This is a genomic window from Photobacterium sp. 53610 (genome assembly GCF_036409375.1).
Lineage (GTDB): Bacteria > Pseudomonadota > Gammaproteobacteria > Enterobacterales > Vibrionaceae > Photobacterium.
In genome coordinates, this window is record NZ_JAXOFS010000005.1 from 25,414 (window position 1) to 46,594 (window position 21,181).

Genomic DNA, 21,181 nt, shown 5'->3' on the forward strand with positions numbered 1-21,181 from the left:
TTCAGCCCCCATTGACGGTCACCAGATTTACACTGTAAATAATCCCCCAGAAACCAACTCAGTGAGACTTCAGTGGCTGACAAACAATCATCTGATCTTTCCAACAGATGAAACAAGCCGTCATGTCTTCTTCGACAATGAATTCTTTCTCTTCGATTCGAACATGGACGCCGGCATGAATCATATGACTCACTTCAACTCTCGCAGACGCCAGCTGAAGGTCATACTGTTCGCGAAGCTGCTGGTGGCGGGTTTTCATGTCTGCAAGACTAGACATAAAATGTGCTTTCCCAGTATTCACTTTCTCAACCAGTTCAGGCGAACGTTTGTCTCTGGGTTGTTTTGAAAGTTTTATCTGAAGCACCACCAACTGGTGTATCCGCTCCTCCGCCTCTTTCATTTCCAATTTCAGGGAGTCCATTTCAGCTTTTAGTTCCCGGAATTGTCCCATCAACTGAATTTGAGTCTCGACACCCGCTTCAGCGCCCAGTACCCGGGCATAAACACCGCCATCAGCAATGGTCACACCACCAGTCACGCTGCCATGACGCTGCGCTGCATCCGAGACCCGGACAGCTCCCTTCGCATGAACCAGGCTGTGCGCCAGATGAAGGTATAATTCTGTATCAGCCCCGGATTCAATCTGAGCATACTGCGCAAATTTGGCCGCCACTTTTCCCTGGGATTTCAAACCGCAGTAAACCAGCTTGCCTTCATGCATTCTTCCGATTACACCCCCTGCGACAATAATATCGCCGCCGGCTTCCAGCTCAGCCAGTTCCACAACACCTGTGACGGTAATATTACCCGCAGCCTTAATTTTCATACCAGAACTGACATCGCCGTAAACCAGCACAGCCCCGTTGAAATCAACATGACCGGTTGTCACATCAACTTTATCGACGGTGAGAATGTCATCAACGGCCATCCCGGTCTTCCCGTGACGTGGCATACCGTCTTTATCGGCTACAAGCACGTTGCTGTCATCATCGGAAAGACGGGTACCAACGCCAATCTGGAAAGGTATCTCTTTTCCTGGCGTCGGATGAACGACCCGGCCATGCACATCATATCCGGATTCACCATTCGTGGGCTGCAAGCGGCGCATCAGCGCCTGACCGGCCTGGACCGTGATCAGTTGCCCCAGGTCACGCATATCTACTTTCCCGTGGTCACTGTCCTGAGGCGCGAGAATGCGTTCAGACGCATCCGGAACCAAGGCTTCGAACTGCGTATCCTGACCCTGTACGGCAGGGCGTCCAGCTGCAACCTTCAAAGAGAAAGTTTCGCCAGGCGCTAATTCCCAGCTTTTTTGCAGCAAATATTGTAGCCGCTTTTTACTCACGCCACGGACAATGGCCTGAGCTTTCAATGCCTCGATCAGAATCTGAGCCGTTAATTTATCGCCGCCAAATGCACCGGTCAGTGCGACAAAGGCACACATGTGATCGTCAGAAAGAGATATATCAATCTGAACATCCTTACGCTCTGCCACAACAAAGACAGATTCGCCGGAGGTGACCTTGCTATTCCAGTATTGAATGGCATCTTGAATTGCTGAATCCAGACGCAAATAATCATGAAATGGTGACGCAGCCAAAAATGCATCGATCGCATCGACATCAATTTCCTGCGAATCACCGTCTTCTGGTTTACTCATGATTAAGCTCAGATGGACGCCTTGCGGTTCTAACGTAAGCAGAGATTCCAGCATGGCGGTCTCCTCTTCCCTCATCGATTCCTCCTGTACCCTTCCCAATTGAGATATAAGATCGGGTGATAGGCTCTCCATGAGTTTCAAAGAAAACAAACCTGTGCTTAATCTCAATACGCTTTAAAATCTTACAGAAGTTTCAACAGAGTAGACATAGAAGACAGTCACACTTCGTGGAGCAGGTTCAAAAGAATAACAAAGAAGCGAGCAGGAAAATCCATGCTCGCTCGCCTGTTTGTGTCTCAGTGAGTCAATTAGTCAGCAATCAGCCAGTTCAAATCATCATCCGTCAGCCATTCATCCGGATGGAACTGGTAAATGCAAGGCAAATGAACGTCATTATCCCCAGAGGATTCTGCAGTCAGGTACCCTTCCAAGAGTCTTAGTCCCTGAACCTGAAGCTGGTAAGAGGCCGATAAATCCAGTGGCACCATCGCGATAAAATAGATGCAATTCTTGCTTAATTTGTTCAGCCGGACTTTCAATCCCAAATTATTACATTCATTTGAAGACAATGAGCCCACACTGCTGTTAGCTTTCTTCAGTAAGCGCGCGGCAAAGCCGCCGGACACAAGGCTGAACGTCATATTGGGTTTAATTGAGCGCACTCCCGGCTCAATCAAGGTTCGCATTGCCTTGCTCTCTACCTTTACAAAACTCATATCCCACCCCTTAACGCTTCCTGATTATTATTTTGTGCTTCCAGACGTTTTGCCTGTTCCGCTCAGTTTCAGTACAAATCTTACGATCAGGTAAAATAACTCTAGCCTAGTTTTGCTGTTCTTGTGGTAGTACCTTGTACTTTTTTTAGCATGACCACTGACTTGGGTAAGTATTCGCTTACCTTGCAGCATCTGAAAAGAAAGGGGACGAATCGTCCAATCTCAACGCGTTGAATGAAGGTAAGAATCAAATATGAAAATTTACACTGTAAATCTGACCGATGAGCAATTTACAGTGTAAATAACACTTAAGCGGCGGGTAATGTGAGGGTCTTGGCGACAAAATCACGCAGAAACTGCTCAGCCTGTTTACGACCACTGAGGCTAAATTGTTGCTGAACCGATGACCAGGATTGACGCTGAATGATTTTCGCCACCATCACTTCGAGGCCGTGCTGATTCTCCAACCGACCCAATTTCATCTGATGTTGCAGCCATAGAGAAAGTTGGCCAATGATCAAATCGTAACCGAGCCCACCCTGCGAAAAATTTCGTAACTGCTGCTCTGTTGTTTCAAGAAGTTCAGGGATTGACGACAATCGTAATACATGCAGATACAAAGGGATAAACACGTCACTTTCAAGAGACTGAAACTGTTCACAAGCCTGCGCCATAAAATTCAGGGAAAACGAAACTTGTGCCGTTTCAAACCAATGTGTCGTTTGCACAGAAAGCGGGCGAACACTCAACAACGAATGACAACCGCTCGCTGCATCTTTCGCAACGCCCAAACGAACAGGCAGATAACCGGCTTTTTGCCAAAATGGCAACAGCTCTCCACTGGCCGCAAAGCTGGTCCCTAAATAGTCCAGCTTTTGTTGCCGCGCCCAATCGTAAATACATGCCAGTAAAGCCGAACCGACACCAAGTTGACGGGCATCGTCATGAACCGCAATTCTTAAGACTCGCCCGCAATGCTGACTGGCAGCCTCGGCCAGCCCAAGATGGGCCGCAACTGACTGAGCGAGTAAATGTCCTTTGGGACGCCGCTTTCCCTGACAAACGGCTTCAGCCAGCTCCGCTGAAAAACCGCCTTCCCGGGAAACCAGGGCACAACCACAAATCGTGTCCTGCTGTAAGGCCACAAAAACAAACACCGCTTCATCATCTAACAGTTGTCTGAGATCCGCCGGAGACGTCTGATAATGCGCGTGAATCAACAGCCCGAATAAACTGGATAACCTGTCCGGCCGTGCCAGTAACCACTGCGGTGAGACCTGACGATATTCAAGTGTCTCGCTTTGCAAAGGCAGAGCAACGGCGGATGGTTCGGCATCCAGCAACAGGGTCTGAAAAAGCCATTGTTCTAAGGGATCATTCTCAGCCCAGCGAATGGGGTGATTCATCGACAGTGCACGCCAGTTCGGTGTCATCACATCCAAAGCGGCTTTGAACTTAATGGCGAAACCACGTCCGGTGCCTTCATAGCCATGGACGGTGGAGGCAAACACCACTCGGGAGTAAGACGCCAACATCTTCTGAAGCAAAGGCGCCGGTATTGCTGCCGCTTCATCAACAATCAGCAAATCCATCTCCGGCAGCGCTTCCAGTAAACGATCTGGCGCCCAGAAACTGAGTGTGCTGTGTTCGCTGGCCAGCTGATAGCCGGGAAAACCGGAAGCTCCTAAAACTCGTGCGGCATGATGAAACAAGGTCTGGCAATGTCGCTGGCGCGGCGCGGTCACCACAATCTGCCTTGCTTTCTCCTGCATCAGTGTGGCAGCGGCAATACCAAGGGCAGAAGACTTTCCCCGTCCCCGGTCTGCAGTGATCACCAAAGGGCGTCTGCGATGACCGGTCACCACTCGACGCACAGCCTCAACAGCCGTAACCTGCTCCTCACTGAGACATCCGTAAGGACGCACAGGTTGCGTCACCGGGACAATCGCATCATTTGGCAATGCAGGAATCATGATTTGTCCGTCACTTTGCCGGGTCAGGAACATCACCTCAGGGGCTTGTAACCGGGTCAGGAAGCGCTGCATAAAAGGCGTTTGCCAGATCTCAGCGCGTACTCGCGGCAACAGCAGAATCATCAGACCGCCTCCGCGAATGGTTCCCGCAAGCGCCGCGAGGGCTTCAACATCGAATCCGCAATGCAAATCGACGACCAGGCAGTCACAATCCTGACCCAGCCAGGATTTTGCCTGACCGGGCAAAAGTGCATCGACGCCATCGGGCGCATGTTCGCCGAGCCATAAGCAAGAGGAATACAGAGGCAATGCCGATTGAGCGGCCTCAATTCCCCATGATTGATCACTCTCAATACATACGAAATCTCGGTGCCGGCTCGCTTGCGCACGATGGGCAAGCGCAGAAAAAAAATGGGACAGTTCAGACATACAGGCCTCTGAAGTCACAGAAAACAGATGGGGAAACAGGCCTGTATACTATCAAGAGGAATAAAAAAAGCCACGTCGTCTGACGTGGCTGAGATGATTCACCTGAAATGTTATTTCAGATAATCGGCCAGATAGGCAAGAATCTCATCTGCCTGCTGGTCGGAAAGCTGACTCAATTTCAGCTGAAGTTTGTCGCCATCACGGACATAAGTCGCCTGGCCCCGAACCAGCTCAACTGCCTGAGGCTTACTGTCGACCGGCGCTTTCGGACGTACCTGCTCACTCAACTGCTCGATATGGCTGGTCACTTCGCGAGTGATCCGGGTAATTCCCTGGGCATCGACGCTTTGCCATACCGGCTGCTCCTGCTGAGACAGTGCGGCAACAAAGGATTTCTGCTGTTCATCATCCATCGAGGAATAGAGCTTGTGCAGCTTGACAATCGTCGGGCGGCCAAGCTCCCCGACACTAGGATAAGCCATCAAGAGTTCCATCGGCAGACTGGCTGCTTTCAGCGCACCACTCACCAGCGCTTCACTGCACTGACAGTACCGGGCCAGGGCTTTCTGATCAGCCACTTTACCGCCAGCCAGCAGCGCCTGCATTTCTTTTCCCCGCTCATACAGAGACAAAGGCTTGTGCGCGTTTGCAACATCAGACAGGAATTTCGCGTGGTGGCTATTGATTCCCTTGGCAACGTAAATCAGAAAATCCTGTTTCGCCAGCAAACACGCCATGCGGCGACGGCTGCCATCCAGAACTTCGATCCGGCCGTCATCCATCCAGCGTCCGACCGCCGGATACTGCTGGCCACGATCTTTCAGGGTCGTCAGAATATCGGCCAACGCATGTTCATTGAGAAATGCCTGCTCACGGGCATTCTGAGCAAATACCTGAGTTTTTGTGCCAATTTCATCCGCAACGACTTTGACCAGCTCAAAAGCAACCGTCGTTTCACCCGCAACGGCAAGCTCAATCACAGCCGCTTTATCTTTGACCGCACTTTGTACTTCGGCAACAGTCGTCGCGCGCCGTTTATCGGCTTTACCGAACAGACGGGCATTCAGATCATTCGTTTTTATTGCCACCTGTTATTTCTCCTGGTTCAAATTCGCCCAGTGACTGTGCATGACACGTTCCAGCTCAAGGCCAACCCGCTGAACCGCGTCCTGGGCAGTTGATAAGGTTTTCTTACCCCCTTCAAAATCTGACGTTGTCAGATCGAAGACGGTACTGTAAGTATCCGCGCAAGTCTCAAAAGCACGGCTGCGAGGCACAGTGGCCATCATCACCTGCTCCTGAAGCAGATAGTTCATTTCAGTCAGAACAGAAACCTGTTTTTTATTGTCATCTTCAAACATGGTCGGGACCAGGCGAATAAACTCCAGTCCGTGCCAGTCTTCCGGGAACATTTCGTACACCGTAGGCAGATGCTGGAAGAAATTCACCGTAGATGCCCAGTCCAGACGCTTCGCCGCACAAGGGATCAGCAAAGCATTGGATGCATACATCGCGTTCCAGACCAAAGGATCGATGTGCGGGCCGGTATCAATCATAATGATGTCAAATTCATCCTCGATCTGATCAATCACACGCTCTTTCAGCAGGCGGACAATATCCAGATTCTGATTGACCGCCAGATCCTGCCACGCATCAGCATTGAACATTGCATCTTCAGGAAAAGCGGCAATCGTTTTCAGATTCGGATACTGAGTCGGCATCACCACGTTATTCATCAGAAAGGTTTTATCCGTTGCCAGCTCTTCCGGAATATTCCCCAGCATCACATCCACTGCAGAGTAAATATTTTCCTGATCACCGATGCTGATTTGCGGGTTCAGAAATAAACGGAGAGAGCCTTGGGGATCCAGGTCAATCAGGCAGATACGGTAACGCTTTTCCAGATCTAGCGCCAAACAGGCCGCCAGGTGAACTGCGGTCATCGATTTACCGGTTCCGCCTTTCTGGTTTTGCACGTTCACAACCCAGGGCTTACGTTTGCCATTCTGCCGTTCATGAAAAGCCGGACGCTCAGCGGCATCCATCAGCATGTGCGCTTCACTCAGGGTGATCGAGTAATGATTGGCATTATTTTTCGTGAACTGATGACCGGCTTCTTCCATCCGGGCAATCGCTTCATCCAGTTTACGACGGGTCAGACCGGAACGGGTTTCCATCAAAGCTTTCGACATGGATGGGAAATGATCATCCCTGCGTTCTTCCAACACAATCTCAATTCGGTCCGCCTGGACCTGTTTGGTCTGCTCTGCAATATTGAGCAAGTTTTCAATTGTTTCTAACCGATTCATGTTGTTCTTTCACCCTACAGTGTGTTTGGCAAAATTGTACAACATAAATATACAAAAACAACAAAAAGCTGAACGTATAACTGTGACAAACACCTCAAGTCAAATTTATGTCAAACTTGATAAAAGGCGTATTCTCCGACAAAAACGATACAAAATAAGCCTAAACTTTATGTGAACCAGAGTGACTCAACAGCCTGAGATTTAAAATGTCACAGCGTCACAAATTTACAATGTAAAGCAATTTTAAGTCTGATTCTCTGGAAGCCTGATCAACCACGGCTAAAGTACGAGCATTGTCGTTTCAACTTAAATTCGCTGCCGATTTCAACCTGAAAGACAGCAACGTCCGTACGGAAGCTGCCCTAGCAATCGTCTGCAGACCCCAATCCGGTCCCCTCCAACATCCATTCGGTATTTACCTTGATCATGCTTCGGAACAGCTCGAGGGAAAACGAAACGATGATCAAGGGAATATTTGTACAGGACTTCAGCGAAAAAACAGCTGAAATTATAAAGACAAGATCGGATCAATGATCAAGGTTTGATCCTGTCATTCGTCTGGTTTCGGATCCCACCGGAAGCATCCTTATCAGCCACTAAATTACGGTCAGTGCTTGATGTACTTGAATCCCGAGTAAAGAAAACAGACTGAAAGAGAAGAAATCCAGGCTCCTTGGCTCTATAGCTGGCAATTGAAATGACACGGTTCCTGTCTTGATCATCTTTCCTTTACCGGACACATATAAAACCTCGCTGCAATTACGGGCAGTGTCATTTTGAAAATGACGAAAAAAACATCAGCGGGAGCGGCGGATACAATGAAACGGTCGTCAGAGAGTCAAAATAGCACTCACTTGATCATCGTTCTGACTGTAAAAACACATCCATTTCCCCATCCTGATGCTTTTTCAGCCTGAACCGTGCAGGGAAAATCAAAACGCCCTGAACAACCCTGTGGATAACCTGTAGAAATGCATTGATCATGTTTCTGTCACAATAATGATCATGCTTTCAAATCCTTGTTGATCATGAATCCGGAAACAGTATGATCATGCTTGCCGAACGATGTTGATCACCGATCCGAAACATCATTGATCATACTTCCAGTGCGCTGATAAATTTAGCTTTTAATTATCATGAGCTTAGCTTGAATTTTTTGCCCGGATCATAAGATCAGTTCATCAGATAGATCATTCAAATCAAAAAGATCATGATTAAAAAGCCACAGTAAAAAAAGCTTTCATTCTTAGTATTTTTTTATTATTCTTTCCGGAAAGATGATCAATTTACGGCCTTTGACAGATGAAGTCCTCCGCGACACGTGATGAGAAATACGACGAAAAGATCCTGATCTCCGCACCTCGATCCCACAAGGACGGGCATTTATTTTCAATTCCTCAGGCTTTGATCGACTGGCTGCCTCAATATCAGCATTTTAAAGGTGTGACGAAAAGCATCATTGAATTGCTGAATCTGATTTCCCTGCGAGGCCTTTCAAGCCAGGACGGCATGGTGTCGACAACAGAACTGGTTGAAGCGACAGAAGGTCAGTTAACACGTGCCGCGATACAGCAACGTCTGCGGGCTGCCGTCAGTATTGGACTGTTTATTCAGCAGCCTGTGCGGTTTGAGGAAGGGCTGGCCGGAAAAACCATGCTGCACCACTTCATCAATCCGGCGTTGCTGATCTCTCAGCTGGGCACTGCCGGTTTACAGTCAGATCAGAGCAAGGAAAAAGAAAAGCAGAAGCGCTCAAAGGCCCTGGCACAGAATGTCGTGAATAAACGACTGCTCAATGAGCATGGACTGGGAACCCCACCCATGATGCCGGATGAAGCCGATCAAATTGTTGTATCTCCGACCAGCTGGGCCGGGATCATTGATCAGGCACTGGCGCCGCCGCGAACCAAGAAAAGCTATCAGAAATCGATGGTTGCGATTTCCGGCACCCGAGCGATCATTGAGACACGATCCTCGAAGGCGATCATGACGGTAGACGACATGATGACCCTGTTTGCCCTGTTCACTCTGACCGTGCAGTACCATGATCATCATTTGCCGGAATATGAGCTGCAATCGCGGCACATGAGCAATAAAACGCCCATCTATATCACCGATATTCTCGCGCTGCGCGGGAAGAAGGACAGCGGTCCGGCCCGGGATTCAATCCGTGAAAGTATCGACCGGATCGAGTTTACGGACTTTCAGCTGCATGAGCTGACAGGGCGCTGGCTGAGTGAAAATATGCCGGAAGGTTTCAAAAGTGATCGCTTCCGTTTTCTGGCCCGTACTATCACCGCGTCTGAAGAAGCACCGCAGGAAGGCGAAGACGGTGAAATCCGGATCAAGCCGAATCTGTATATTCTGGTGTGGGAACCCTCATTTTTTGAAGAACTGCTGACACGCGATTATTTCTTCCTGTTCCCGCCGGAGATCCTCCGTCAGCATACGTTGATCTTCCAGCTGTATACCTTCTTCCGGAGCCGGATGACCCGGCGCGGGCACGACAGCATGCTGCTGAGCGAACTGAACCAGAAGCTGGCCCGTAACATCGAATGGCGTCGTTTTTCGACTGATTTGATCCGTGAACTGAAAAAGCTCGCGGAAGGGAAGGTGACTGAGTCGTTGTTTGCGGTGAACCTGTGGGGCTATCACCTGACCATCAGTCCGGCAGAAGGGAAAGCATCCCGTTATCAGGACTATCAGATTGAGATCAAGTGTGATGCCGAAGAGGTCATTCGTTTCTCTCGTGCGAAGATGCACAACGAAGGCAAACGCTCGCTGGCACCCACGATGCCCAACCCGCTGCGAAACGAAATTCTGCCGCGTCAGGAGCTCGAACAGCTGTCTTCTATCATTGACGGTGAGTTCGAGCCGATACAACGCAAGGAAGGGCGCCCGAAGGGCCGTTTGGGGCGTCGTGTGAAGCTCAGAAAGCACCTGGTTGAGATTAATGCCGATGAGCTGACCATTGTCCTGTCAAAATATACCTCTCAGGAGGCCCTGCAACGCAGTATCACAGCGCTTTCTGCTATGTCTGGACATGCGGCCAGCGTGATCACGGAAGAATGTCAGGGCTATCTGGATAAGTTGGACTGGTTGCGTGTGGGCGGCGAAGTCGTGGCTTATGAGACGCTGAGTAAAATGGTCGAGTTGTTTAACAATCAGCATGATGAGCGCCATCTGTCCATTGAACGACTGATTTCAGGGCTGGCTGTGCGGCGCAAAGTGTGCAAGTTGGTGCATGAGGGGCACATCAATGATCAGGTCCTGACGGCACTGGATGATATTGCGAACGGCAGATAGGAAGAAACATCAAAGATTTTCCGTCAAATCAAAGAGTTTTGACATTGCGATGACATTCGGAACAGAAAAAAAGCCAAAATAAACCTCGATATAACCTTTGTCCCTTTCGATGAGAAAGGTAACACCTGGCAAGGATGGCGGGTCAGTTATCTTGTGAGTCTCTCGAAAATGCAATATGTGAGTTTGTTGCGAGCCCGTCCCGGCTCGCTTTTTTTTTGCCTGTTTTTTGCTGTGCCCTGAAGGCGTCATCCTGCGCTCTTTTGGATACTGCCAGTTCTTCGCCAGCCTGTATCAGCCATTCACTCTTTTTCCCCTTGATCATCTTTCCGTTGCTGTTCATTGAAGCCTGTTTCTGAAACACCGTTTTTCTTCGCTCTGTCGCCCGACGAATTCAAGATGCCGGTGCGGTTTACACTGTAAACTCGTCGGATTGGCGTTTTTCATTTTCTTGTCCATCGCACAGCCGTGGGCCGTTCTCAATTGACGTGACGTCAATAAATAGCGGCTGGCTATACTTACTGAGATTGGCGTAAGTTCCTATTTTCTTCACTTCTGGCTCGGTTTACAGGAGCACATGGATGAAAGTCACCCTGGCCGTTGGCATGCTTTTCTTGCTGGCGCTGGTGTTGGGAATCGGGTACACCGAATACCAACGCAATGCACAGACCCAGATCAGGTCGTCGCGGCCCGCGCCCAATGTCGTGGTAAAGCCGGTTGTGCGACAAAATGTCGCCCGCCAGGTCGAAGCGCTGGGAACTGTGAAATCCCGGGAGTCTGTTCAAATCACGGCGAAAGTCACTGAAAAAGTTGAGCAGGTCCATTTTGAAGATGGTGAGCAGGTGAAAGCCGGGGCTCTGCTGGTAACGCTGACTTCCGGTGAGCAGCAGGCCAAAGTCCGGGCTGCGCAGGCCAATCTGAATGAGCAGCAACGGGAGTATCACCGGATCGAGGGACTGGTAAGGCAAAATACCATGGCCCGCTCGGAGCTGGATAAGCTCAGAACCGGCATTGAGGTCGCAAGAGCCATTCTGGCACAGAATCAGGCCGAGCTGGATGCCCGCACGATTGTGGCGCCTTTTACCGGCGTATTGGGATTTCGTCAGATCAGCCAGGGAGCGCTGGTGACACCTGGTATGGTGGTGACGACGCTGGATGCCCTGGATACGGTCAAACTCGACTTTTCGGTCCCGGAACGTTTTTTGGGGCAGATCCGCCCCGGTGCACTGGTTAACGGTCAGGTTGCTGCGTTTCCTGATCAGCTCTTTTCCGGCAAGGTGACGGGGATTAACAGCCGGGTCGATCCGCAGACCCGCGCTGTCGAAATCCGGGCGAGAGTGGATAATCCGCAATTATTGCTGCGTCCCGGGATGCTGATGACGCTGGCACTGACCGTGGAAGCCCGTGACGGACTGGTCGTCCCGGAAGAAGCGATTGTGCCGCGTCAGGCCGATCATTTCCTGATGGTTGTGAACGGCGAAAACGTGGTGGAGCAGCGGCTGGTTCAGCTGGGCATCCGCAGTCGTGGTGCGGTGGAGATCCTCAGTGGAGTCTCTGAAGGTGAACGGGTGATTACCCGGGGGATGGAGAAAGTGCGCCCGGGACAGAAGGTGACCCCTCAATCTGAGGAGCATTTTACTTACCGGGGAGCGGGCTGATGTTCCTGACTGATCTGGCTGTCCGGCGTCCTGTTTTTGGTTCGGTGATCAGTTTACTGCTGATCACCTTTGGTCTGGTCGCGTACGACCGGTTGCCGCTGCGTGAATATCCGGATATTGATCCGCCGATAGTGACGATCTCGACCAATTACCGGGGCGCTTCGGCAGCGATTGTCGAAAGCCGGATCACCCGGATTGTGGAAGATCGGGTTTCCGGCATTGAAGGGATCCGCAACATCAGTTCCACCAGCAGTGACGGCCGTTCTGATGTCACGCTGGAATTCAGTATTGGCCGGGACATTGATGCTGCGGCCAATGATGTCCGCGACCGGATTTCCGGGATTCTGAATAACCTGCCTGATGAGGCCGACCCGCCGGAAGTCCAGAAAGCGGAAGGCAATTCGGAAGTGATCATGTGGCTCAATCTGGTTTCCGACCGGATGGATACACTTGAACTGACCGATTACGCGAACCGGTATCTGGTCGATCGCTTTTCGGTGCTGGATGGCGTGGCGGCTGTCCGGATCGGTGGCGGGAAAGAGTATGCCATGCGGATCTGGATCGACCGGCAGAAACTGGCATCACGTCAGCTCACCGTGACGGATGTTGAGAATGCGCTCCGAGCCGATAACGTTGAGCTCCCGGCCGGTTCGATTGAATCGGCGCAGCGACAGTTTTCGATTCGGACGCAGCGCAGTTTTCTGGCGCCGGACGATTTTTCCCGGCTGGTCATTGGCGTCGGGGATGACGGCTATCTGATCCGGCTGGGGGATGTTGCCCGGGTTGAACTGGCTGCAGAGGAAGAGAAAATCATGTTCCGCGGTAACACGCAGGACATGATCGGACTGGGCATTAACCGGCAGTCGACGGCCAATACCCTGGCTGTGGCGCGATCGGTGAATGCGCTGGTGGCTCAGCTGAATCCGACCTTACCGGAAGGGATGGAAATCAAGGAGTCTTATGATTCCTCGGTGTTTATTCAGGCCTCAATTGATGAAGTCTACAAAACCCTTTTTATTGCGCTGCTGCTGGTGATCATCACGATTTATCTGTTTCTGGGCAGTGTCCGGGCGATGCTGATTCCGGCGCTGACCGTGCCGGTGTCGCTGATCGGGACCTTTATTATCCTCTATGCGCTGGGCTACACCATCAACCTGCTGACGCTGCTGGCACTGATTCTGGCAATCGGGATTGTGGTCGATGATGCCATCGTCATGCTGGAGAACATTCACCGCCGGATCGAGCTGGGAGAATCACCGCTGAAGGCCGCCTTTCTCGGGGCCCGACAGGTCGGGTTTGCTATCGTTGCGACGACGGTTGTACTGATTTCCGTCTTTCTGCCGATCGGTTTTCTCGAAGGCGATCTGGGCAAATTGTTCCGGGAGTTCTCAGTAGCCATGAGTACCGCGGTTTTGCTGTCTTCGCTGGTTGCACTGACCCTGACGCCCATGATGGGGTCGAAAATCATGCAGCCGGTTGACCGGGAACCCTGGCTGGTCCGAAAGGTCAGTGCCGTGCTGGCGGCCGTGACCGTATTTTACCGCACCACCCTGATTCATGGCCTGAAACGACCTGCGCTGACTCTCATCATGCTGGGACTGATGCTGGCCGGCAGCGTGTGGCTGGCAACCCGGATTTCGAGTGAATTTGCGCCGCGAGAGGATCGGGGAGCAATGTTTATTCTGATCAACGGACCGCAGGGTGCCAGCTATGAATACATGCAGCCCTACATGAATGAAATTGAGCACCGGCTGATGCCTCTGGTGGACAGCGGTGAAATTATGCGGCTGCTGGTCAGGGCCCCCCGGGGCTGGGGACTTTTGGAAGATTTTTCCAACGGATTCGCGATTGTGGTGCTGGAAGACTGGGCGGAACGTCGCAATGCATTTGTAATTATTCGGGATATTCAGCAGCGGCTTCATGATCTGGCTGGCGTTACTGCTTTTGCGGTGATGCGACAGCCGTTCGGCCGCGGGGTCAATAAGCCGGTCCAATTTGTGATTGGCGGCGGTACGTATGCGCAGCTGGCCGAATGGCGGGACATCATCATGGAAAAAGCGGCGCAGAATCCGGGCCTGGAAGGACTGGATCATGATTACAAGGAAACCAAGCCGTTGCTGGGAGTAAACATCAATATCGAGCGGGCCGGGGATCTGGGGGTTTCAGTGACAGAAATCGGCCAGACGCTGGAATCTATGCTCGGCTCCCGTGTGGTGACCCGGTACGAATGGCGGGGTGAGGAATATGATGTCCTGATTGAAGGTCAGCCTGAGCGGCAGAATACGCCACAGGATCTGAGCAACCTTTATGTACGCTCCCGTCACCATGGCGAATTGATCCCGCTGTCCAATCTGGTCACGGTGACTGAATATGCCGATGCCCCGACCCTGAACCGGTTTAACCGGATCAGGGCGGTCACGATTGAGGCGAATCTTGCCGACAATTACACACTGGGCGAAGCGTTGAACTATCTGAACGGGCTGGTGAAACAGTATCTGCCCGTGGATGCCGTTGTGAACTACAAAGGTCCGTCGCAGGATTTTCAGACTGCCAGCCATTCGATTCTGTTTGTGTTTGCGCTGGCGCTGGCTGTGGTCTTTCTGGTGCTGGCCGCGCAGTTTGAAAGTTATATCCATCCCTTCGTGATTATGCTGACGGTGCCTCTGGCGACTTTTGGGGCCTTGCTGGGGCTGTATTTTACCGGGCAGACCCTCAATATTTACTCCGAAATCGGCATCATCATGCTGGTCGGGCTGGCGGCAAAAAACGGGATTTTGATTGTGGAATTTGCCAATCAGCTGCGCGATCAGGGCATCGCTTATGAAGCGGCTGTGATAGACGCCGCCTGTATCCGTTTTCGCCCGATTCTGATGACGGCGATCACGACAGCGGCCGGTTCGGTGCCGCTGATTCTCGCAACCGGTGCCGGTGCAGAAACCCGGCTGGTGATCGGGATTGTGGTCTTGTGCGGGATTCTGGTGGCCACCTGTTTTACCCTGCTGGTCATCCCTGTGGTGTACCACCTGTTGGCGCGTCACACCAACAGTCCGGAATTTGTGACCCGCCAGCTGGAGAAAGAACTGGCAAAAGACAATACGGTGCTGCTCAAGAAAAAGCGGCGGGGGTGAGTGGTGTGAACCTGCAACAGTAGGAACTGTTGCAGGTTGACGTCTTCTTATTGAGCCGGCTGGGAACCTGATTCGTTGCCATCCTGCCCGGTCCAGGACCACCCCGGATAAAGGATGCCATTCACGGTGGCATTGTTGCCTGAAATAATTGAGTGAGGTTGATTCACTGCTTTCCAGTTCTCTGCCGTGGCGTGTTCTAATTCAAATACCACATTCCCCCAGAGATCATACGGGCCTGTGATTGAGGAATTTTTGAATGCTGCAAAATACGTCTGTCCCCCCATCATTAAATGTCCGACTGAACTTTGTTGATTGATATCCACGGCTGCCTTACTCCAGATCATCAGGGTTTGGATGTGTGTGCCCTGATCCGCCAGAAAATAGCCGTTGCCCGAGACTTGTACCGCTGTAAATTGGTTTGGCGTGCTGGACTGGGCGGAAGAAGTGTCCATCACATTCAAAGTTAAATCCTGATTCTCTTGCTGAAAATCAGCAAATGAATTTTTCGACACCCGGATATGACTGCCTGACATTCTGGTCAGATAGAGAGTGCTGTTTTCACTGACGGTAAACTGCTCCAAAGGTGTGTCTGTCGAGCTGATGGCATTGGTGGTGATCTGATCCAAAGCGACATTACTATTGGCTTTTACCTGTACGGCCGGGACGTCAATCGGGACGTTGATATGGACATTTCGTAGTGTGACAACAGCCGACTGAATCACGATGGCACTGGTGTCTTGCAGCTGATCCACCACAATCGACGCTCCGTGAACGGCATCGCCGGAGATGCTGAGATGAGTTTGAGCAATCTTCAATGGCCCACGACATTGGCCGGAGATGGTGAGATTGAGCTGATCGATCGGCCAGAATTTGTTTTCGATGATGTGTTTCAAGGCTTCGGGCCTTTTGGAGCAATCAAGGGTCAGTTTCTTGGCTTTTTTTTCCTTCAGGGCTTTTCCGGTTTGGGTCAGGTTCTGTTCAGAGCTGAAGACGGTATCCTCAAAAACAGGGTTCGCCTGAGCAGTTGATATCAGAATGATGAAGGCGGTACTCACGATTGAGCGGAGAATACGCGGATGCTTCGGTTGGTTAAAATGAGTCATCGGGATTCCTTTCAAAGATGTGGGTGGCTCGTATTCAAAAACAGAAATATGGATCTGTATTCATATGCTTTGTCAGCATGATTGGGTATGCTTTTTTGCTTCATTCAACACAGCTTCTGATTATTCCGAGATAAATTTGTCGAATGAATGCTTCTGAGGACGGGCGAGATGTAATGTCGGACACATTTATTCCGCAGGCAGTGATGCATGGTTGCGGGGATATGAATCAGATTTAATCTTTTCGCATGAAAGCCGCCATGCCATTGGGTAATAGAGCGCATGTCAGTTTTACTGTGTCTGGGAGAGTATGTGTGAAAATCAATCAAAATTTGTTGGTCTTGATTGGGAGTCTTTGCGTCTTATATGGGATAGATAGCCTTTTGGGGGACAAGCTGGAATTATCTCGTTTTATGATGAATCAATCGCCCTTGATCAGCGCAACGCCACTTGATCAGAATGATTTTCAGATTGTGCACCAACCGGAAAGTGATGCAGAGTATTCTGCCCGGTTGGAAAAAATCGATCGTGTATTCAAAAACTATGATTTGATTCGTGAGCGCCCCTATTTGTACATTGGGGAAGAGAAATCAGTGAAGCAAAGTTCAAAACAGGTAGGCAATCATGTGATGACGGTATCCTGGCCAACCACCCCTTCTTTTTATTCGGCAGTTTATCTGGCCGGAGAAGACAGCGCGTTTGCCGGAGACTACATCTATGTGGATAAAAGTACTGGCCACAGCAAGGTGTATACGCTCCCCGCATCTGATGTGAAGCTTGTCTCTGACTTCCCGGATATGAAAGCAAGAATCAGGTATCAGAATATCAGGGCCATGGATGATGCTGAACAGCAACTGATTGAGACATTCGCAGAGCGTCTGGTCGCCCGAAAAATATGTCCGAGTGTCCGCTCTGCGGCCAGATATGAAGGGTGGAACATTACGGCATTTTGTGGTGATGGCATGGAATACAAAATGAGCTTACAAGACATTCAGGCGGATGCACCGATCCAAACTCGAATCGTACGGGAATATGCGCAGTTCAAGCGCCCTTCAGGGGGATCTGTCCAATAAAACGAATCTGGTATCTTTCGGTAAAAGGGGCTGCTTTTACACTGTAAATCCGTTTGCCGCCGTCCACAGATGAACCTCATACTGTTTGCAGAGCGCTTCAATGGCCGCATCGGGCTGATCAATGAACATGGCGTCCATTTCATGAAGCTGGCCGCTGATCACCGGCGCATAGCGACCCAGTTTGCTGGTATCGGCAACCAGCCAGCATTGCTCGCTCTGGCTGATGATGGCGCGGGAGAGCGCGGCTTCCTCCGGACTGAAGTCCAGCAGTTCCCCTTGTTGTCCTAGCCCGCCAACGCCAAAGATTCCGTACTGAATCTGAAAGCTGCGGTAAAAGTCAGTGGTCACTTCACCAACCGTATCTTTGTCTTTCGCTCTGAGCATGCCTCCGGCCAGGTGAATGGTGGCGTTAGGGTTGAGGCTGAGTGTCAGGGCTGCCTGAATATTGTTGGTGACCAGCGTGAGGCCCGGATGGTCGAGCAGGGCCTGCGCGACATATTTGGGGGTGGTACCAATGCCGAGAAACAGGCTGCATCCTTCGGGTAAGCAGCTGGCCACCAGCCGTGCAATGGCTTGTTTGGCACCGGAATGCAAGGTGTCACGATTGGCAAATGACAGATTATCCTGGCTGCCGGGCAGCAGAATGCCACCGTGGACCCGACGAACCAGCCCTAACGCATCAAGTTCATTGAAATCTTTACGCAGGGTCTGAACTGAGACCTGAAATTGATCCACCAGGGTGTTGCTGGAAAGCACCCCCGGATGCTGTTGCAGATGGTCGAGAATTGCCTGCTGGCGGGAAGATAGTTTCACTTGAACTCCAGGGCCAGCCTGATGGCTGGCCAACACGCTGACTTAACTGGCGATTGCTTGTGGTGTTGCAGGTAACAGGCGTTGCCCCTGACTGTCGAACAGATGCAGTTTGTCCGGATCGACATAAATTGCCAGCGACTGATGTAAGGCCAGCGGCTGTTCCGGTGTCACTGCCGTGAACATCTGGCCAAGTAACTGACCGTGGACCAGCTGATTCGGACCCAGTGGTTCGACAACCTGAACGTCCAGTTCTAACCGAAGCGGGTGTGTATCGGTTGCCAGACTGAGCTGCTCCGGACGGATCCCGACTTTGATGCTTTGGTCCGGCAGGTGGGCATACGCCGGCAGGCTGTAAATCTGACCGTTGGTCAGAACCAGCTGACCGCCAGAAAGGGTTGCCGGTAACAGGTTGATGGCCGGGCTGCCGATAAAACCGGCGACAAATTCGCTTTGTGGCTGGTGGTAGATTTCGGAAGGGGTACCCACCTGTTCGATGTTGCCCTGATTTAAGACCACAATGCGATCCGCCAGGGTCATGGCTTCGACTTGATCATGGGTGACATATACACTGGTGACCCCGAGTTCGCGCTGCAGTTTCTTGATTTCCAGCCGCATATGGGCGCGCAGGGCGGCATCCAGATTCGACAGCGGTTCGTCAAACAGAAACAGCTTGGGATCACGAACTATCGCACGTCCCATCGCCACCCGCTGGCGCTGGCCGCCGGACAGTTTGGCGGGTTTCCGGTCGAGGTAATCTTCAATTTTCAGTGTGTTTGCCACGCGGCGGATTTTGCTGTCAATCAGGCTTTTCTCGACCCCCCGGTTTTTCAGGCCGTAGGCCAGATTGTCGTAAACTGTCATGTGCGGATAGAGCGCATAGTTCTGGAATACCATCGCGATATCCCGTGCGGCCGGTTTGATCGGATCGACCCGGCGACCGTCGAGTTCAATACTGCCGCTGGTGATGGCTTCCAGCCCGGCAATGGAACGCAGAATGGAGGATTTTCCGCAGCCGGACGGCCCGACCAGCACGATAAACTCACCGGCCTTCACATCCAGGTTGATCCCTTTGACTGCCTGATGGCCGTTCTCGTAAGTTTTGATTAATTGATTCAGTTTCAGCATGCTTTTCTCGTGCTCATATCTTGTGATCATGTTTTTCGTGATTTGGCAGGGCAGGAGACACTGTCTCCCGCCGGTTATTTCTCGGATTCCACCAGCCCTTTGACGAACCAGCGCTGAAAAATGACAACCACCAGTACCGGGGGCAGCATGGCAAGAATGGCCATGGCGAAGGCGTAGTCGTAACGCGGCTGGCGGGACTCGGTAATGTTGCTCAGGATCTGTTTGATCCCCATGACGATGGTGTTGTAGGCCTCATCCGTGGTGATCATGATCGGCCACAGATACTGGTTCCAGCCCACCACAAACATGATGATGAAAATGGCTGCCATCATGGTTTTAGACAGGGGCAGCAGAATGTCTACCAGAAAACGCCAGGGGCCGGCATTGTCGAGCTGGGCGGCTTCCAGCAGTTCATCCGGGATTGTTTTGAAAAACTGACGGAAGAAAAATGTTGCGGTTGCAGAAGCAATCAGCGGCAGAATCAGTCCGGTATAGGAGTTCAGCATGCCAAGGTTCGCCACCACTTCATAAGACGGAATAATCCGGACTTCCAGCGGCAGTAACAGGGTGATGAAGATCAGCCCAAACCAGAGGCTGGCATAAGGCAGCCGGAAAAAAACCAGTGCGTAGGCTGCCAGAATGGAGATGATAATTTTACCGATGGCAAACCCCAGTCCCATGATCATGGAGTTCATAATCATGGTGCTGGCATTGACGTCCTGGCTGAATCCGATACTGCTTTGCCAGGCTTCCTGATAGACAGAGAGAAAGCGGTCTCCCGGCAGCCATTGCAGACCATCACTGATGATGGTGTTCGGATCGTGGGTTGAACTGGCGAAGATTAGCCAGACCGGCACCAGCATGAACGCCATGCCTGCCAGTAGGATCAGGTGATCCAGCCATTGACTGCGGTGCAGGGAAACCGAACGATTCTCGTGTTGTTTCTTTGTCGGAATTGCCGGAATCCGGCTTGTCTGAGTCGTGTGCATCAGTAATGTACCTTTCGTTCTATGACACGGAACTGGAAGTAAGTCAGTGCTAACACCAGCAGCAACAGGACGACGGACTGGGCTGAGCTGCCGCCTAAGTCGGCGCCGATGAAACCATCCTGAAAGACTTTGTAGACCATGGTGGTTGTACTGCCACCTGGGCCGCCTGAGGTCATGGTGTCGATGATGCCGAAGGTGTCGAAGAAGGCATAAGTCAGATTGATCACCAGCAGGAAGAAACCGGTAGGTGCCAGCAATGGGAAAGTAATGGTCCAGAACCTGCGCCTGTCGGACGGGCAGTCCAGCTCCGCAGCCTCGCGGACGGAATGCGAGATTGACTGCAGGCCCGCCAGAAAGTAGACGAAATTCACGGACACCTGCTTCCAGACCGAAACAATGATCAAGGCGAAGGTGGCATCAAATGCACTGGTCTGGTAACTGAAATCCCAGCCAAAAATTGCGAACATGTCGGTAAAGGTGCCGAAGTGCGGGTTAAACAGAAAACTACCCATGATACCGGCGACTGCGGGAGCGACTGCGTAAACCCAGGTCAGTGTCACTTTGTAACCGCTCTGCCCGCGTCGGATGTTGTTGGCTTTCACGGCCAGCAAGAGTGCCAGGGCCAGTGACAGCAGGGCAACGGTGAATGAAAACAGCAGCGTAAATCCGATGGATTTCAGGTATTCCGATGAGTTGAACAGCATCTGGTAGTTTTCGAACCCGATGAAGGTACTGGACAGTCCCCAGGGATCTTCCAGCATGAACGACAGATATACCGCCTGCGCAGCCGGATAGAAAAAGAAGATGGTAATGATCAGGATCTGGGGAGCCAGCATCAGATACGGCACACCCGAGTGATGGAATTGTTGTCGGCGTTCCACGGTCGTCTCACTGAAGGTGAAGAA

General features: G+C 51.4%; 15 protein-coding genes. 4 read left to right on the plus strand and 11 right to left on the minus strand.

Features of this window, described 5'->3' with window-relative positions:
- Window positions 1-58 precede the first annotated feature (58 nt).
- From SPK40_RS14080 to SPK40_RS14100, 5 genes are all read right to left on the minus strand, one after another.
- Window positions 59-1,735 carry a DUF342 domain-containing protein gene (locus SPK40_RS14080; RefSeq protein ID WP_330960858.1) on the minus strand — a complete coding sequence of 559 codons (1,677 nt, stop codon included), beginning with the start codon at window positions 1,733-1,735 and terminating at the stop codon, window positions 59-61.
- 233 nt (window positions 1,736-1,968) lie between these two features.
- A complete protein-coding gene (locus SPK40_RS14085) occupies window positions 1,969-2,376 on the minus strand; it encodes a hypothetical protein (protein ID WP_248143038.1) in 408 nt (135 codons plus the stop codon).
- A gap of 308 nt (window positions 2,377-2,684) precedes the next feature.
- Window positions 2,685-4,778 (minus strand): tRNA(Met) cytidine acetyltransferase TmcA, encoded by a 2,094-nt coding sequence (locus SPK40_RS14090; protein ID WP_330960859.1) that lies wholly within the window; start codon window positions 4,776-4,778, stop codon window positions 2,685-2,687.
- A 110-nt stretch (window positions 4,779-4,888) separates the two neighbouring features.
- Window positions 4,889-5,866: a ParB/RepB/Spo0J family partition protein gene (locus SPK40_RS14095; RefSeq protein ID WP_330960860.1), complete on the minus strand. Its 978-nt coding sequence runs from the start codon at window positions 5,864-5,866 to the stop codon at window positions 4,889-4,891.
- Window positions 5,867-5,869: 3 nt separating this feature from the next.
- A complete protein-coding gene (locus SPK40_RS14100; RefSeq protein WP_248143034.1) occupies window positions 5,870-7,087 on the minus strand; it encodes an AAA family ATPase in 1,218 nt (405 codons plus the stop codon).
- 1,302 nt (window positions 7,088-8,389) lie between these two features.
- Here SPK40_RS14100 and SPK40_RS14105 point away from each other — a divergent pair.
- Window positions 8,390-10,393 carry a replication initiator protein RctB domain-containing protein gene (locus SPK40_RS14105; protein ID WP_330960861.1) on the plus strand — a complete coding sequence of 668 codons (2,004 nt, stop codon included), beginning with the start codon at window positions 8,390-8,392 and terminating at the stop codon, window positions 10,391-10,393.
- 142 nt (window positions 10,394-10,535) lie between these two features.
- Here SPK40_RS14105 and SPK40_RS14110 read toward each other — a convergent pair whose 3' ends face one another.
- A complete protein-coding gene (locus SPK40_RS14110; protein ID WP_330960862.1) occupies window positions 10,536-10,733 on the minus strand; it encodes a hypothetical protein in 198 nt (65 codons plus the stop codon).
- Window positions 10,734-10,971: 238 nt separating this feature from the next.
- Between SPK40_RS14110 and SPK40_RS14115 the strand changes: the two genes are divergently transcribed.
- Both SPK40_RS14115 and SPK40_RS14120 read left to right on the plus strand, forming a co-directional pair.
- Window positions 10,972-12,048 carry an efflux RND transporter periplasmic adaptor subunit gene (locus tag SPK40_RS14115; protein ID WP_330960863.1) on the plus strand — a complete coding sequence of 359 codons (1,077 nt, stop codon included), beginning with the start codon at window positions 10,972-10,974 and terminating at the stop codon, window positions 12,046-12,048.
- On the plus strand, window positions 12,048-15,176 hold the full coding sequence (locus SPK40_RS14120) for an efflux RND transporter permease subunit (RefSeq protein ID WP_330960864.1): 3,129 nt from the start codon (window positions 12,048-12,050) through the stop codon (window positions 15,174-15,176). Before SPK40_RS14115 ends, SPK40_RS14120 begins: the two co-directional genes overlap by 1 nt.
- A 47-nt stretch (window positions 15,177-15,223) precedes the next feature.
- On the opposite strand, the gene SPK40_RS14125 is transcribed toward SPK40_RS14120, so the two are convergent.
- The gene (locus SPK40_RS14125; RefSeq protein ID WP_330960865.1) at window positions 15,224-16,279 is read right to left on the minus strand and encodes a hypothetical protein; all 1,056 of its coding nucleotides are present in this window, start codon (window positions 16,277-16,279) and stop codon (window positions 15,224-15,226) included.
- A gap of 311 nt (window positions 16,280-16,590) precedes the next feature.
- On the opposite strand from SPK40_RS14125, the gene SPK40_RS14130 reads away from it, so the two are divergent.
- Window positions 16,591-17,349, plus strand: a complete 759-nt coding sequence (locus tag SPK40_RS14130) for a hypothetical protein (RefSeq protein WP_330960866.1) — start codon at window positions 16,591-16,593, stop codon at window positions 17,347-17,349.
- 36 nt (window positions 17,350-17,385) lie between these two features.
- On the opposite strand, the gene SPK40_RS14135 is transcribed toward SPK40_RS14130, so the two are convergent.
- From SPK40_RS14135 to SPK40_RS14150, 4 genes are all read right to left on the minus strand, one after another.
- Window positions 17,386-18,162 (minus strand): DeoR/GlpR family DNA-binding transcription regulator, encoded by a 777-nt coding sequence (locus tag SPK40_RS14135; RefSeq protein ID WP_248143021.1) that lies wholly within the window; start codon window positions 18,160-18,162, stop codon window positions 17,386-17,388.
- 42 nt (window positions 18,163-18,204) lie between these two features.
- Window positions 18,205-19,287 (minus strand): sn-glycerol-3-phosphate ABC transporter ATP-binding protein UgpC, encoded by a 1,083-nt coding sequence (gene ugpC, locus SPK40_RS14140; RefSeq protein WP_330960867.1) that lies wholly within the window; start codon window positions 19,285-19,287, stop codon window positions 18,205-18,207.
- 74 nt (window positions 19,288-19,361) lie between these two features.
- Entirely contained in the window at window positions 19,362-20,276 is a 915-nt protein-coding gene (gene ugpE / locus SPK40_RS14145) for a sn-glycerol-3-phosphate ABC transporter permease UgpE (RefSeq protein WP_442957579.1), read from the minus strand.
- Window positions 20,276-21,157, minus strand: coding sequence for an ABC transporter permease subunit (locus tag SPK40_RS14150; RefSeq protein WP_330960868.1), 882 nt, complete (start codon window positions 21,155-21,157; stop codon window positions 20,276-20,278). Before SPK40_RS14150 ends, ugpE begins: the two co-directional genes overlap by 1 nt.
- Between the last annotated feature and the right edge of the window lie 24 nt (window positions 21,158-21,181).